This is a genomic window from Streptomyces sp. HNM0574 (assembly GCF_012726235.1).
In the GTDB taxonomy this organism is placed as follows: domain Bacteria; phylum Actinomycetota; class Actinomycetes; order Streptomycetales; family Streptomycetaceae; genus Streptomyces.
Genome location: NZ_JAASAH010000003.1, coordinates 193,887 through 206,692, shown reverse-complemented (window position 1 = coordinate 206,692; position 12,806 = coordinate 193,887). Strand labels below are relative to the sequence as shown.

Genomic DNA, 12,806 nt, shown 5'->3' with positions numbered 1-12,806 from the left:
CATGAGCCAGTACACGATCCCGACCGTCGTCGAACGCACCACCACCGGCGAACGCGCCAGCGACATCTTCAGCCGGCTGCTCTCCGAACGCGTCGTCTTCCTCGGCACCGAGATCGACGACGGCGTCGCCAACGTCGTCATCGCCCAGCTCCTCCACCTGGAGGCCGCCAACCCCGACCGCGAGATCGCCGTCTACCTCAACTCGCCCGGCGGCTCCGTCACTTCGCTCATGGCCATCTACGACGCCATGAGCTACGTGAAGGCCCCCGTCTCCACCTTCTGCGTCGGCCAGGCGGCCTCCACGGCGGCGGTGCTGCTGGCCGGCGGCGACCCCGGCCGCCGCTTCGTCCTCGAACACGCGCGGGTACTCCTCGGCCAGCCCGTCAGCGGCGGACAGCAGGGGACGATCTCCGACCTGAGCGTCCAGGCCAAGGAGGTGCAGCGCATCCGCACCCAGATCGAGGAGGTCCTCGCCCGCCACACCGGCCACGACCCCGCGACCCTCCGCGCCGACATGGACCGCGACAAAATCTTCACCGCCCCCGAAGCCGTCGCCTACGGCCTCGCCGACGAGGTGGTCACCCGCCGCCGCAACTCAGCCCCCTGACCCGCCCCGCGCGGGCCTGGTCCACGGGGGTGACCGGGTCCGCGTGGTGGGGCCTTGTCGGGCGGCCGGCCGGGGCCTTCAGCTGTACGTTCCGGTGCCTTCGGTCCGGCCGCTTCTTCGGCCCTGCCAGGCGGCGAGACCTGAATGTTCGCGGGGCCGTCAGGCAGCCGTTCCGGTGCTTTCGGTCCCGCCGGGCGCGGGCCGCCCGCCTTCGGCCCTGTCAGGCGGCCAGCCGTACGTCCCCGCGCCGCAGCTCGGCTGCGACCGCGGGCATCGGCTTGGCGACGACGGAAACCGCCCCCGGGCTTGCCACGACGGACACCACGAGGGACGCCGGGACAGCTGCCGCGCCGGAGGCCACCGTGCGCCCCTCGACGAGAGGCACGACGCGCCCCTCGACAGCGGACACTTCCGAGGCGGTCGGCGACGAGGCACCGTCTGCGGCTGCCGGGGCGCCTGCACCCGGGACGACCGAGGAGCCCGCCCCGGGCACGACCGAGGCGCCCGCACCGGGCACGACCGAGGACCCCGCACCGGACACCACCGAAGCCCCGGCAGGCGGCGCAACCGAAGAGCCCGCGGCCGACCCGACGGAGGACCCCGCACCGGACACCACCGAAGCCCCGGCAGGCGGCGCAACCGAAGAGCCCGCGGCCGACCCGACGGAGGACCCCGCCCCCGGCACAACCGAGGACCCCGCACCCGACCCGGCCGACGCCCCCGACACCGACGACACGGCCCGCTCCGACGCCACCTCCACCGGCCCACCGGCCCGCGAAGCCGCAGCGGACGCCGACGCCGGGTCCGACCCGGAACCCGAGACCGCCGCCCCGTCACGCTCCACCCGCCCCTGCCCGGCACCCGAGCGCACACCGGCACCCGTACGCCCCGGAGCCGGAGCGCCCGGGCGGCGTGTGCGGCGCGGGTCGGTGGCGGCGGCGCGCAGGCGTGCGGTGCGCTCCAACTCGGCCTGGACGCGCAGCAGCAGTCCCGTCAGCCCGAACCCGAGGGCCCGCGCGATGGCGGCCAGCACCTCGGAGGAGCCTTCCTTGCGGCCGCGTTCGAGCTCGGAGAGGTACGGCATCGAGATCCGGGCGGCCTCCGCCACTTCCCGCAGCGTCCGCCCCTGGTCCAGCCGCTCACGGCGCAGCACACCCCCGACCAGATGCCGCCACAACGGCTCCGCCTCCACCGGACGCAGCGACCCCCGGCCCTCACCCGACGCATGACTGCTCACCCCCTCACGGTAGAAGCCCCCTCCCACCCGGCACACCCCTTGACGTTCCGCCCTCAGTGAAGCGCCGCTCCGGCCGGCCGCACGCACCTCCCCGGAACACAGGTGACCCCCGCCACTTTCCACCCCCTTCCGGAGGGGCCCCGCTGTGACGCCACCCATAGGGCGCACGCCACATCGGAAGGGGAGTAGTAGCCGGGGGCAGAAGTCGCGGCCCCGGGTTCAGGGGGCGGATGTCAAATCGGACGAAACGCGTACGAAGCAGCGTAGTACGTCACATCCTTGCCACCTCTTCGCAAGCCGCCTAACCATGGCTCTCGTTCCGGGGCGAGCACATCGCCGGGCCGGACGGGCACCGCTCGTACCGACCGATCCGGCCCGCCGCGTGGAGCCGACCTCCTCGCGCCGCAGGCCCCGGTCCGTCCCCGTACCGAAGAGGTAGTTCCGCATGTCTTTCCACGCCACCACCGCCGCCGCGACCGCCACCACCGCCGGTACCGGCCGGGCCGCCCGCGTCCGCCGGTTCTCCGTCGCGGGCCTGGTCGCGACCGGTGCGGCGGCCGTCGCCCTCTCGCTGGCCCCGTCGCCCGCCCACGCGGACGCGCCGCAGTCGGTGAACACCACCGCCGCGACCAAGGTCTCGGCGGAGAGCGTCGCGCAGCAGGCCCACACCGCCGCGAAGAGCGCCAAGCAGGGCGGCGGCGGTCAGCTCGACGGCTGGATCAACGAGGCCCTCGACATCATGAAGGAGAAGGGCATACCCGGCTCCTACGAGGGCCTGCACCGCAACATCATGCGCGAGTCCGGCGGCGACCCGAACGCCGAGAACGGCTGGGACGTGAACGCCCAGGCGGGCACCCCGTCCAAGGGCCTGCTCCAGGTGATCCAGCCGACCTTCGACGCGTACCACGTCAAGGGCACCCCGGACGACCTGACCGACCCGGTCGCCAACATCACCGCGGCCGCCAACTACGCCGCCGACCGCTACGGCTCCATCGACAACGTCGACTCCGCGTACTGATCCACCCGGACCCGCCGCGAGGCGGCGCGTGAGCCGCCCGGGCCCGCTGTCACGCCGTACGAGGACGACGCGTGACGCGGCCAAGGCCCGGCGGCGCATCCCCGGACCGACCGAACGAACCCGCACGGGCCGTACGCACCGTACGCACCATGCGGACCGCAGGCGCCCAGCGCACCGTGCGGACCGAACGAGACGGCTCACCCGTGCGTGAGCCGAGAACGAGAGTGCAGAGCTGATGCCGCAAGACAGCGGGGACCGGACCCAGGGCGGGCAGCCGCCGCATCCGGAACAGCCGCGGAGCGCGGACCAGCCGTACGCCGCGGACCAGCCGGACGCCACGCAGCAGCTGTACGCGGCCGGCCAGCCGTACCACGCCACGGAGCAGCCCCACCCCGGCGCCACCCGTACCGGGCGGCACGGGAAGCGGAGGCGCGGCCGGGGGCGGTCGATGAAGATCGCGGCCTGGTCCCTCCTCGGCTTCCTGCTGCTGGGCGGCGGGCTCGGCGCGCTGTGGATGACCCACCTGAACTCGAACCTCAAGGGCGTCGACGTCGACGCCGCGCTCGGTGACGACCGCCCGGGCGGCGCGCGCGGCGGCGCGATGAACATCCTGCTGCTCGGCTCCGACTCGCGGGCCGGCACGCACGGCCAGTACGGCAAGGACACCGGCGGCGCCCGCGCGGACACCGCGATGGTGCTGCACGTCGACAAGTCCCACAAGCGTGCCGACCTGGTGAGCATCCCCCGCGACACCGAGGTCGACCGGCCCGCCTGCGCCGACCCGAAGGGCGGCGGCAGCGTGCCGGGCGAGCAGAAGGCGATGTTCAACGCGTCCTACCAGGCGGGCGGCCCCGCCTGCACGATGAAGACCGTCGAGCGGATGTCCGGGCTGCGCATGGACCACTACCTCCAGGTCGACTTCAAGGGCTTCAAGAAGCTCGTGGACGAGCTCGGCGGCGTGGACATCACCACCGACAAGGCCATCAAGGACGAGGACAGCCACCTCTCCCTGGAGGCGGGCAAGCACAAGCTCAAGGGCGAGCAGGCCCTCCAGCTGGTCCGCACCCGCCACGGCGTGGGCGACGGCAGCGACCTCGGCCGGATACAGCTCCAGCAGGAGTTCCTGAAGTCCCTGATCCGCCAGGTCGACGACATCGGCCTGCTCGGCGACCCGGGCAAGCTGTACGGGCTCGCCGACACGGCCACCAGCAGCGTCACCGCCGACGACGACCTGGCCTCCACCGGCAAGCTCCTGTCCCTCGCCAAGGACCTCAAGGGCATCGACCCCGAACACCTCGACGCGCGCACGCTCCCGGTCACCTACGACCCGCAGAACCCGGAGCGCGTCCTCCCGCTGGAGAAGCAGTCCCAGCAGGTGTGGCAGGCGCTGCGCAAGGACCGCCCCGTCCCGTCCTCCGCGACGGCGAACTCGGTGGGCGACCAGAACAACTCCCCGGTCAGCAGCCCCCACTGACCGAGGCTCCCCGTACGGCCCGGCCCGCGACGTCCCCGGACGCGGCGGCCCGGGCCGTACGCGTGCGCCGGGTCAGTAGTCCCAGTGCCGCGTCATCTCGGCCGACCACGGCTTCGGGAAGCTCTGGTCGATGCGGAAGGCCATGCCGAGCCCCTTGGCCAACTGCACCTTCCGGTCAAGGGTCTTCTCGTACGGGTGGTTGTTGTCGTCCCACCAGATCTCGTGCTGCGTGATGCACATCTGGTCCTTGTACCGGGCGTTCTCGCAGGGCGCGGGCGGCGACCAGACCTGCCGGTGCCGGAAGTTGATCTTCTTCCCGCCCTTCTCCTCCTGGACGGTGCCCTTCGCGTCCAGGCAGTAGCCCTCGGCCGGGATGTTCCAGCGCACGTAGTGCTGCCGGGCGTCCTCGGACGGAATCGCCTTCATGCCCGCGCAGTTGGCGTCCCCGGCCTTCTCCTCCGTGACGCGCTGCTCGTAGTACTCGGTGCCCTTCTGCCCCCAGCCGTCCAGCAGCAGCCACTCGCCGTCGGCGGAACGCCGGAACCGCTCCCGGTTCTCCGGCCGCTCCTGATCCCAGTTGACGCTGAACTCCCCGGAGGGCTCCGTACGCCAGGACCACTGGCCGGCCACCGCGTCCCCGGCGCCGAACTGCCCCGCCGACCGCTGGTCCAGCCGCGAGAACTCGGCGTACGTACCGACGGCCTTCCCGTCCGCCGAGGCGTCCCCCTCGGCACCGACGGCCGTGACCGTCCCCGCCGCGGCCAGCGCGCCCACCGCGACGACCCCGAGCACGATCCGCGCTCGCTTCATGATCTTTCCCCCGAACTTCCCCGTGGTTCCCCGTAGTTCCCGCTTCGCGGCACTTGCCTGCCGATGCCGAGGGACTCTAGTGGCCCCCACCGACATCGCAACCACGCGCGGGTGACGACCGGGGGACGGGGAGAATGCCCGCGCGGACACGAAAAAACCCCGCGACCGGGAGTCATCTCCCAGGCCACGGGGCCCATCAGCACTTCTCTCGAAGTACCCCCGGCAGGATTCGAACCTGCGCACACGGCTCCGGAGGCCGTTGCTCTATCCCCTGAGCTACGGGGGCGCGTCGGGCGCTGTGCGCTTCGACGGGTAGAACACTACCAGCTCGGCGGGGGTGCACCGGAACCCGGATTTCAGGAGCGGTCGGCGAGGGGGCTTCGGGGCCGTCTCCCGGGGTGCTAACGGGCCCCGGCGCGGAGGCCGGCCCGTACGCGGGCGGGGGCGGACGGGCACGTTCGGGCACTCCGGGGCGGGATCCGGGCAGGGCAGGGCGGAGGCCGCGGGGTGGAAATGGGCAAAACCGGGACGCAGCCGAAGTGCCGTGCCTAGGCTCTGTCGTGTGCCAGGTATGTCCGGCCGGGTACTTGTCGTCGACGACAACAAGGTGATCCGGCAGCTGATCAAGGTCAACCTCGAGCTGGAGGGCTTCGAGGTCGTGACCGCCGCCGACGGCGTCGAGTGTCTGGAGGCCGTGCACCGCGTCCGGCCCGATGTGGTCACGCTCGACGTGGCGATGCCCCGGCTCGACGGGCTGCGGACGGCCGACCGCCTGCGTTCCGATCCGCGGACGCGGCACATCCCGGCGGCCATCATCAGCGGCTGCACCGGCCACGGTGACCACGGCGGGCCCGAGAGCGCGGCCGCCGGACGGTGGCACGGCGTGGACGCGGTGCTGGCCAAGCCCTTCGAGCCCGCCGACCTGGTGCGTACGGTGCGCCGCCTGATGCGCGGCGAACGCGGCCTGCCGGACGGGTACGAGGAGGCGGTGCGGCCCGGCTGCCCGGAACACGGCTCCCGGCCGGACGCCGCCGCCCGCGAGCGGGAGGCGGACGGTGTGCCGGAGGGCGAGGGCATGGCGGCGGAGACCGGGCCCGAACCGGCGGCCGACTCGGGCGCGGGCGGGGCCCGCTGAGCCGCGCCCTCCAGACATGAACAGCCGGTTGCGAAGGCGGGACGTCCGGCGAATCCCGTTCGCACACCCCCGCCCCCTCTCCCATACGCTTGTCGCGTGACCCCTGACCAGCTCTCGCGCACCGTGCTGCACGCCGTGCGCCGCGTCCTCGCGGACGGCGCCCTTCCGGCGGCCGGCGCGGAGGCCGTGACGGCTGCGACGGAACGGGCCACCGTCGGCACCGCGCCCCGGCGGGGCCACGGGGACTACGCGCTGAACATCGCGTTCCCGCTGGCCAAGGCCGTGGGCCGGACGCCGCGCGAGGTCGCCCCGGTGCTGCGCGGGGAACTGCTGCGGCAGCCGGGCATCGCCCGGGTGGAGATCACCGGCCCCGGTTTCCTGGACGTCACGCTCGACGCCGGAGCCAGGTCGGCCCTGGTGGGCGAGCTGGCCGCGGGGGCGCCGGAGCCCGAGGCGGACGATCCCGCCTCCGACATCGCCTCCTGGTCCGCCGCCACCGGCGACGACCCCCGCTCCCTCGCCGTACGGGACACCTCCAGCCCGCTGTTCCGCGTCCAGTACGCGCACGCCCGCGCCCGCGCCCTGCTGCGCGGCGGCGACGAGCTCGGGGTGACCCCCCGGAGCGAAGGCGAGGCCGCGTACCCGTACGACCACGTGCGCGAGCGGGCGCTGCTCGGGCTGCTGGCCGACCACCGCCGGCAGCTGGCCGGTTCCTCGCGCGCGCACGCCCGCCACCTGGAAGCGGTCGGCGAGGCGTTCTTCGACTTCCACGACGCGTGCCCGTCCCTGCCGCGCGGTGACGAGAAACCCGGGGCCGTCCACCGGGCCCGGCTGGCACTCGCCGCTGCCGCCGGGACGGTGCTGGCCGGCGGCCTCTCCCAGCTCGGCGTCACCGCACCCGCACATCTGTAGAAGTGGATCCCTGGACATGAGCCGTTCCGCACACCCCGCCGGGCCCCGTCACGCCGACGTCCTCCCGGAGGGACACTTCAGCCCCCCGCCCACCGACCTCAACGCGCTGGACCCGCGCGTCTGGTCGCGGACCACGACGCGCACCGAGGACGGCTCCGTCACCGTCGGCGGCATGGACGTCGCCCGGCTCGCCGAGGAGTTCGGCACCCCGGCGTACTTCCTCGACGAGGAGGACTTCCGCGCCCGCTGCCGCGCCTGGCGCGCGGCCTTCGGCGAGGAGGCCGACGTGTTCTACGCGGGCAAGGCGTTCCTCTCCCGCGCCGTCGTCCGCTGGCTGACGGAGGAGGGGCTGAACCTCGACGTCTGCTCCGCAGGCGAGCTGGCCACCGCGCTCGACGCGGGCATGCCCGCCGAGCGGATCGCGCTGCACGGCAACAACAAGTCGACGGCCGAGATCGAGCGCGCCGTCGAGGCGGGCGTCGGCCGGATCGTCCTGGACTCCTTCCAGGAGATCGTCCGGGTGGCGCACGTCGCCCAGCGGCTCGGCCGCCGGCAGCCGGTGCAGATCCGGGTGACGGTCGGCGTCGAGGCGCACACCCACGAGTTCATCGCGACGGCGCACGAGGACCAGAAGTTCGGCCTCGCGCTGGCCGACGGCCAGGCCGCCGAGGCCGTGCGCCGGGTGCTGAAGCTCGACGGCCTGGAGCTGACGGGCATCCACTCGCACATCGGCTCGCAGATCTTCGACATGGCGGGCTTCGAGGTCTCCGCGCGCCGCGTCGTCGGCCTGCTGACCGAGGTGCGCGACGAGCACGGCGTCGAGCTGCCCGAGATCGACCTCGGCGGCGGCCTCGGCATCGCGTACACCCCGGACGACGACCCGCGCGAGCCGCACGAGATCGCCAAGGCGCTCGGCGACATCGTCACCCGCGAGTGCGAGAGCGCCGGGCTGTCGGTCCCGCGGCTCTCGGTGGAGCCCGGGCGCGCGATCGTCGGCCCGACGGCCTTCACGCTGTACGAGGTCGGTACCGTTAAGGAGCTGGAGGGCCTGCGGACGTACGTGAGTGTCGACGGCGGAATGTCGGACAACATCCGCACCGCGCTGTACGACGCCGAGTACACCGTCTCGCTGGTCTCCCGCGCCTCGACGGCCGAGCCGATGCTCTCGCGCGTGGTCGGCAAGCACTGCGAGAGCGGCGACATCGTCGTCCGCGACGCCTTCCTGCCCGCCGATCTCGCGCCGGGTGACCTGCTCGCCGTGCCCGCCACGGGCGCGTACTGCCGGTCGATGGCGAGCAACTACAACCACGCGCTGCGCCCGCCGGTCGTCGCCGTCCGCGAGGGCGCGGCACGCGTGATCGTCCGGCGCGAGACGGAGGAGGATCTCCTGCGTCTCGATGTCGGCTAGTGAGAAATGAATCCCACATACTGGACCCGGCGTGGAATCTCCGGACCGGTACGTGAGACTTGAGTACACCGGACAGCACCAACCGGAACATGATGAGAAGCGAGGTCGAATGATGCGTACGCGTCCGCTGAAAGTGGCGCTGCTGGGCTGTGGGGTCGTCGGCTCAGAGGTGGCACGCATCATGACGACGCACGCGGAGGACCTCGCGGCCCGGATCGGAGCCCCGGTCGAACTGGCCGGGGTCGCCGTGCGCAGGCCCGACCGGGTGCGCGAGGGCATCGACCCGGCCCTCGTCACCACCGACGCGACGGCCCTCGCTCAGCGCGAGGACATCGACGTCGTCGTCGAGGTCATCGGCGGGATCGAGCCCGCGCGCGGGCTGATCACCACCGCCTTCGAGCACGGCGCCAGCGTCGTCACGGCCAACAAGGCGCTGCTCGCCGAGGACGGCTCGACGCTGCACGAGTCGGCCGAGAAGCACGGCGTCGACCTCTTCTACGAGGCCGCCGTCGCCGCCGCGATCCCGCTGGTCAAGCCGCTGCGCGAATCGCTCGCCGGGGACAAGGTCAACCGCGTCCTCGGCATCGTCAACGGCACCACCAACTTCATCCTCGACCGGATGGACACCAGCGGCGCCGGCTACAGCGAGGCACTCGACGAGGCCACCGCCCTCGGGTACGCGGAGGCCGACCCGACCGCCGACGTCGAGGGCTTCGACGCCGCCGCGAAGGCCGCGATCCTCGCCGGCATCGCCTTCCACACCCGGGTACGCCTCGACGACGTGCACCGCGAGGGCCTCACCGAGGTCACCGCCGCCGACATCGCGTCCGCGAAGCGCATGGGCTGCACGGTCAAGCTGCTCGCCATCTGCGAGCGCGCGGCCGACGGCCGCAGCGTCACCGCCCGCGTGCACCCGGCGATGATCCCGCTCAGCCACCCGCTCGCGAGCGTCCGCGAGGCCTACAACGCCGTCTTCGTCGAGTCCGACGCGGCGGGCCAGCTGATGTTCTACGGCCCCGGCGCCGGCGGTTCCCCCACTGCATCGGCGGTGCTCGGCGACCTCGTCGCCGCCTGCCGCAACAAGCTCAACGGGGCGAAGGGCCCCGGGGAGTCCGCGTACACCCAGCTGCCCGTGTCCCCCATGGGCGAGGTCGTCACGCGGTACCACATCAGCCTCGACGTCGCGGACAAGCCCGGCGTGCTCGCGCAGGTCGCCATGGTCTTCGCCGAGCACGGGGTGTCCATCGACACCGTCCGTCAGCAGGGCAAGGACGGCGACGCGTGGCTGGTCGTCGTCACCCACCGGGCAGCGGACGCGGCGCTCAGCGCGACCGTCGAGGCGCTGCGCAAACTGGACACCGTACGCGGTGTCGCCAGCATCATGCGGGTCGAAGGGGAGCAGGGGAGTTAAGGAAAGTGACCATCATGGAGAGTGCTCGGACTGCCGCGAGCGGGCAGTGGCGCGGCATCATCGAGGAGTACCGCGACCGGCTCCCGGTCGCCCCTGACACCCAGGCCGTGACGCTGCGCGAGGGCGGCACGCCGCTCGTCCCGGCGCAGGTCCTGTCGCAGCTCACGGGCTGCGACGTCCACCTCAAGGTGGAGGGCGCCAACCCGACCGGTTCCTTCAAGGACCGGGGCATGACGATGGCCATCACGAAGGCGAAGGCCGACGGCGCCCAGGCCGTCATCTGCGCCTCCACGGGCAACACCTCGGCCTCGGCCGCCGCGTACGCGGTCCGCGCCGGCATGGTCTGCGCCGTCCTCGTCCCACAGGGCAAGATCGCCCTGGGCAAGATGGGCCAGGCGCTGGTGCACGGCGCGAAGATCCTCCAGGTCGACGGCAACTTCGACGACTGCCTCACGCTCGCGCGCGGCCTGTCCGAGAAGTACCCCGTCGCACTGGTGAATTCGGTGAACCCGGTGCGCATCGAGGGCCAGAAGACCGCCGCCTTCGAGATCGTCGACATGCTCGGGGACGCCCCCGACATCCACGTCCTCCCGGTCGGCAACGCGGGCAACATCACGGCTTACTGGAAGGGGTACAGCGAGTACCTCGCCGACGGCCCGGCCACCCGCACCCCGCGCATGTGGGGCTACCAGGCGTCCGGTTCGGCGCCGATCGTCAAGGGCGAGCCCGTCACCGACCCGAGCACCATCGCGACCGCGATCCGGATCGGCAACCCGGCCTCGTGGAAGCTCGCCGAGCAGGCGCGGGACGCCTCCGGCGGCTTCATCGACATGGTGACCGACCGTCAGATCCTGCGCGCCTACAAGCTGTTGGCCGCGCAGGAGGGCGTCTTCGTCGAGCCCGCCTCGGCCGCCTCGGTCGCCGGTCTGCTGCAGGCCGCCGAGCAGGGCAAGGTCGACCCGGGCCAGCGCATCGTCTGCACCGTCACCGGCAACGGCCTCAAGGACCCGGACTGGGCCGTCGCGGGCGCCCCGCAGCCCGTCACCGTCCCGGTCGACGCGGACGCGGCCGCGGCCCGTCTCGGTCTCGCCTGAGCCCCGACGCACCGCAGGCCGCACCACGCACCACCGCACGCGCCGCACGTGCCCCGCACCACGGGGCCCGTGCGGCGCGGTGCAGCACCCGGTTCCGACCGTGGGACCGGACGGCGGTTTCGCCCGGCGCCCGGGTGGGAACCCCACCGGCGACAGGGGCGTTGACGCTCCCGAGGACGCGTGACGAGGCCGGGTCGGTACCGCGCCGCAGCTCCGCCGCAGGCGGGGAGCGCGGGGCGGGGACGACACGCATCGTGCGCCTCCTGTGCGCCCTATGTCGCCAGTGAACCTTCCTTCGATAGGCTTGCGTTCACCCCGACCCCATGCACGTCACCATGTGCCATGGGCGGTGGCCGGTCCGGCTCAAGCCCCGGCCCCCCAGGGGGAATTGCTCCAGATCAATACCAAGGAGAGTCATCGCCTGATGGCCGGTCCCGCCTTCCGCGCCGCCGCCGTCCGGGTGCGCGTTCCTGCCACCAGCGCCAACCTCGGCCCGGGATACGACGCGTTCGGCCTGGCCCTGGGTCTCTACGACGACGTGGTCGTCCGCGTCGCCGACTCCGGGCTGCACGTCGACATCGCGGGCGAGGGCGAGAACACCCTTCCCCGCGACGAGAGTCACCTCCTCGTACGGTCGCTGCGCACGGCCTTCGACCTGCTCGGCGGCCAGCCCCGCGGGCTGGAGGTCGTCTGCGCCAACCGCATCCCGCACGGCCGCGGCCTCGGCTCCTCGTCGGCCGCGATCTGCGCGGGCATCATGGCGGCGCGCGCCGTGACCACGGGCGGCGAGGCCCGGCTCGACGAGACGGCGATGCTTGAGCTGGCCACCGAGATCGAGGGCCACCCGGACAACGTCGCGGCCTGTCTGCTCGGCGGGTTCACGCTGGCCTGGACGGACGGCGGCGCGGCCAGGGCGATCAGCATGGAGCCCTCGGAGTCCATCGTTCCGGTGGTCTTCGTACCCGGTAAGCCGCTGCTGACGGAGACCGCGCGCGGGCTGATCCCGCAGACGGTCCCGCACGTCGACGCGGCGTTCAACGCGGGCCGTTCGGGGCTGCTCGTCGAGGCGCTGACCAGGCGTCCGGAGCTGCTGCTGCCCGCCACGGAGGACCGGCTCCACCAGGAGTACCGCGCTCCGGCGATGACCGAGAGCGTCGAGCTCGTGCACCGGCTGCGCGCCGACGGCATTCCCGCCGTCATCTCCGGCGCGGGGCCCACGGTGCTGGCGCTGCCGGAGGGCGGCGGCGCGGCGGAGAAGGCGGCGAGGCTCGCGGGGGACGGATGGGCGGCGAACCCGCTCGGGTTCGACGGCCAGGGGGCGAGCGTCCTGCCGCTGGGCGCCGCCGACAGCGGTGTCACGGGCAGTACGACCCGGTGACGAGAGGTCGCCGGTCTAAGAGAGGGGGAATGTTTGTCGGACCCGGTAGTGTTAACCTCAAGTCTGTACACGCGGTCTCGTGGACCTCACGCGGAATACTGTGAGGGTTCGTAGAGTGCGGTACTTGCGTGTTCCCTCGGGTAAAGCCCCCAGAAGGGACCACATTCTCCCCCGGAGCTTCCCAGGGCGGCGTCGCGCCGCCGAACGACGTGGAACACGCTCCGGAGACGGCGTGAAGGACGCACGTTCTCGCTTCTCGCCGCGTCATGAACTGATCCCCCCGCCACAAATCCAGGTGGGACCACCGTCCCGGCCAGGTCGA

The 12,806-nt window shown here is 72.8% G+C and carries 11 protein-coding genes, 1 tRNA gene and 1 pseudogene; 9 read left to right on the top strand and 4 right to left on the bottom strand.

Annotation, left to right across the window (positions count from 1 at the left end):
• Position 1 precedes the first annotated feature (1 nt).
• Entirely contained in the window at positions 2-607 is a 606-nt protein-coding gene (locus HCC30_RS07685) for an ATP-dependent Clp protease proteolytic subunit (protein ID WP_169441581.1), read from the top strand.
• A 220-nt stretch (positions 608-827) separates the two neighbouring features.
• On the opposite strand, the gene HCC30_RS07680 is transcribed toward HCC30_RS07685, so the two are convergent.
• Together HCC30_RS07680 and HCC30_RS07675 are read right to left on the bottom strand one after the other, a co-directional pair.
• Positions 828-992 carry a hypothetical protein gene (locus HCC30_RS07680; RefSeq protein ID WP_169441439.1) on the bottom strand — a complete coding sequence of 55 codons (165 nt, stop codon included), beginning with the start codon at positions 990-992 and terminating at the stop codon, positions 828-830.
• Between the two features lie 597 nt (positions 993-1,589).
• Positions 1,590-1,844: pseudogene (locus tag HCC30_RS07675) on the bottom strand (helix-turn-helix transcriptional regulator); the annotation flags it as partial.
• A gap of 445 nt (positions 1,845-2,289) precedes the next feature.
• Between HCC30_RS07675 and HCC30_RS07670 the strand changes: the two are divergent.
• Both HCC30_RS07670 and HCC30_RS07665 read left to right on the top strand, forming a co-directional pair.
• Entirely contained in the window at positions 2,290-2,862 is a 573-nt protein-coding gene (locus HCC30_RS07670; protein ID WP_169441580.1) for a transglycosylase SLT domain-containing protein, read from the top strand.
• A gap of 235 nt (positions 2,863-3,097) precedes the next feature.
• Entirely contained in the window at positions 3,098-4,336 is a 1,239-nt protein-coding gene (locus HCC30_RS07665) for an LCP family protein (protein WP_240979395.1), read from the top strand.
• Positions 4,337-4,408: 72 nt separating this feature from the next.
• Here HCC30_RS07665 and HCC30_RS07660 read toward each other — a convergent pair whose 3' ends face one another.
• Both HCC30_RS07660 and HCC30_RS07655 read right to left on the bottom strand, forming a co-directional pair.
• Complete coding sequence (locus HCC30_RS07660; RefSeq protein WP_169441579.1) at positions 4,409-5,146, bottom strand: hypothetical protein; 738 nt, start codon at positions 5,144-5,146, stop codon at positions 4,409-4,411.
• A 214-nt stretch (positions 5,147-5,360) separates the two neighbouring features.
• A tRNA-Arg gene (locus HCC30_RS07655) sits at positions 5,361-5,432 on the bottom strand.
• 285 nt (positions 5,433-5,717) lie between these two features.
• Here HCC30_RS07655 and HCC30_RS07650 point away from each other — a divergent pair.
• The 6 genes from HCC30_RS07650 to thrB all read left to right on the top strand — a co-directional run bounded on the left by HCC30_RS07650 (position 5,718) and on the right by thrB (position 12,484).
• Positions 5,718-6,281 carry a response regulator gene (locus HCC30_RS07650; RefSeq protein WP_169441855.1) on the top strand — a complete coding sequence of 188 codons (564 nt, stop codon included), beginning with the start codon at positions 5,718-5,720 and terminating at the stop codon, positions 6,279-6,281.
• A gap of 96 nt (positions 6,282-6,377) precedes the next feature.
• A complete protein-coding gene (locus tag HCC30_RS07645) occupies positions 6,378-7,193 on the top strand; it encodes an arginine--tRNA ligase (protein WP_169441578.1) in 816 nt (271 codons plus the stop codon).
• Between the two features lie 16 nt (positions 7,194-7,209).
• Entirely contained in the window at positions 7,210-8,601 is a 1,392-nt protein-coding gene (lysA, locus tag HCC30_RS07640) for a diaminopimelate decarboxylase (protein WP_169441577.1), read from the top strand.
• Positions 8,602-8,710: 109 nt separating this feature from the next.
• Positions 8,711-10,012, top strand: coding sequence for a homoserine dehydrogenase (locus tag HCC30_RS07635; protein ID WP_169441576.1), 1,302 nt, complete (start codon positions 8,711-8,713; stop codon positions 10,010-10,012).
• 14 nt (positions 10,013-10,026) lie between these two features.
• Complete coding sequence (gene thrC, locus HCC30_RS07630; RefSeq protein WP_169441575.1) at positions 10,027-11,106, top strand: threonine synthase; 1,080 nt, start codon at positions 10,027-10,029, stop codon at positions 11,104-11,106.
• A 424-nt stretch (positions 11,107-11,530) separates the two neighbouring features.
• Positions 11,531-12,484, top strand: coding sequence for a homoserine kinase (gene thrB / locus HCC30_RS07625; protein ID WP_169441574.1), 954 nt, complete (start codon positions 11,531-11,533; stop codon positions 12,482-12,484).
• The last annotated feature ends 322 nt before the right edge of the window (positions 12,485-12,806 follow it).

What these genes read in the sequence shown, in the direction of transcription:
- HCC30_RS07685 (WP_169441581.1), top strand. Translation starts at nt 2, where the DNA reads ATGAGCCAGTACACGATCCCGACCGTCGTCGAACGCACCACCACCGGC.
- HCC30_RS07670 (WP_169441580.1), top strand. Translation starts at nt 2,290, where the DNA reads ATGTCTTTCCACGCCACCACCGCCGCCGCGACCGCCACCACCGCCGGT.
- HCC30_RS07665 (WP_240979395.1), top strand. Translation starts at nt 3,098, where the DNA reads ATGCCGCAAGACAGCGGGGACCGGACCCAGGGCGGGCAGCCGCCGCAT.
- HCC30_RS07660 (WP_169441579.1), bottom strand. Translation starts at nt 5,146, where the DNA reads ATGAAGCGAGCGCGGATCGTGCTCGGGGTCGTCGCGGTGGGCGCGCTG.
- HCC30_RS07650 (WP_169441855.1), top strand. Translation starts at nt 5,718, where the DNA reads ATGTCCGGCCGGGTACTTGTCGTCGACGACAACAAGGTGATCCGGCAG.
- lysA (WP_169441577.1), top strand. Translation starts at nt 7,210, where the DNA reads ATGAGCCGTTCCGCACACCCCGCCGGGCCCCGTCACGCCGACGTCCTC.
- HCC30_RS07635 (WP_169441576.1), top strand. Translation starts at nt 8,711, where the DNA reads ATGATGCGTACGCGTCCGCTGAAAGTGGCGCTGCTGGGCTGTGGGGTC.
- thrC (WP_169441575.1), top strand. Translation starts at nt 10,027, where the DNA reads ATGGAGAGTGCTCGGACTGCCGCGAGCGGGCAGTGGCGCGGCATCATC.
- thrB (WP_169441574.1), top strand. Translation starts at nt 11,531, where the DNA reads ATGGCCGGTCCCGCCTTCCGCGCCGCCGCCGTCCGGGTGCGCGTTCCT.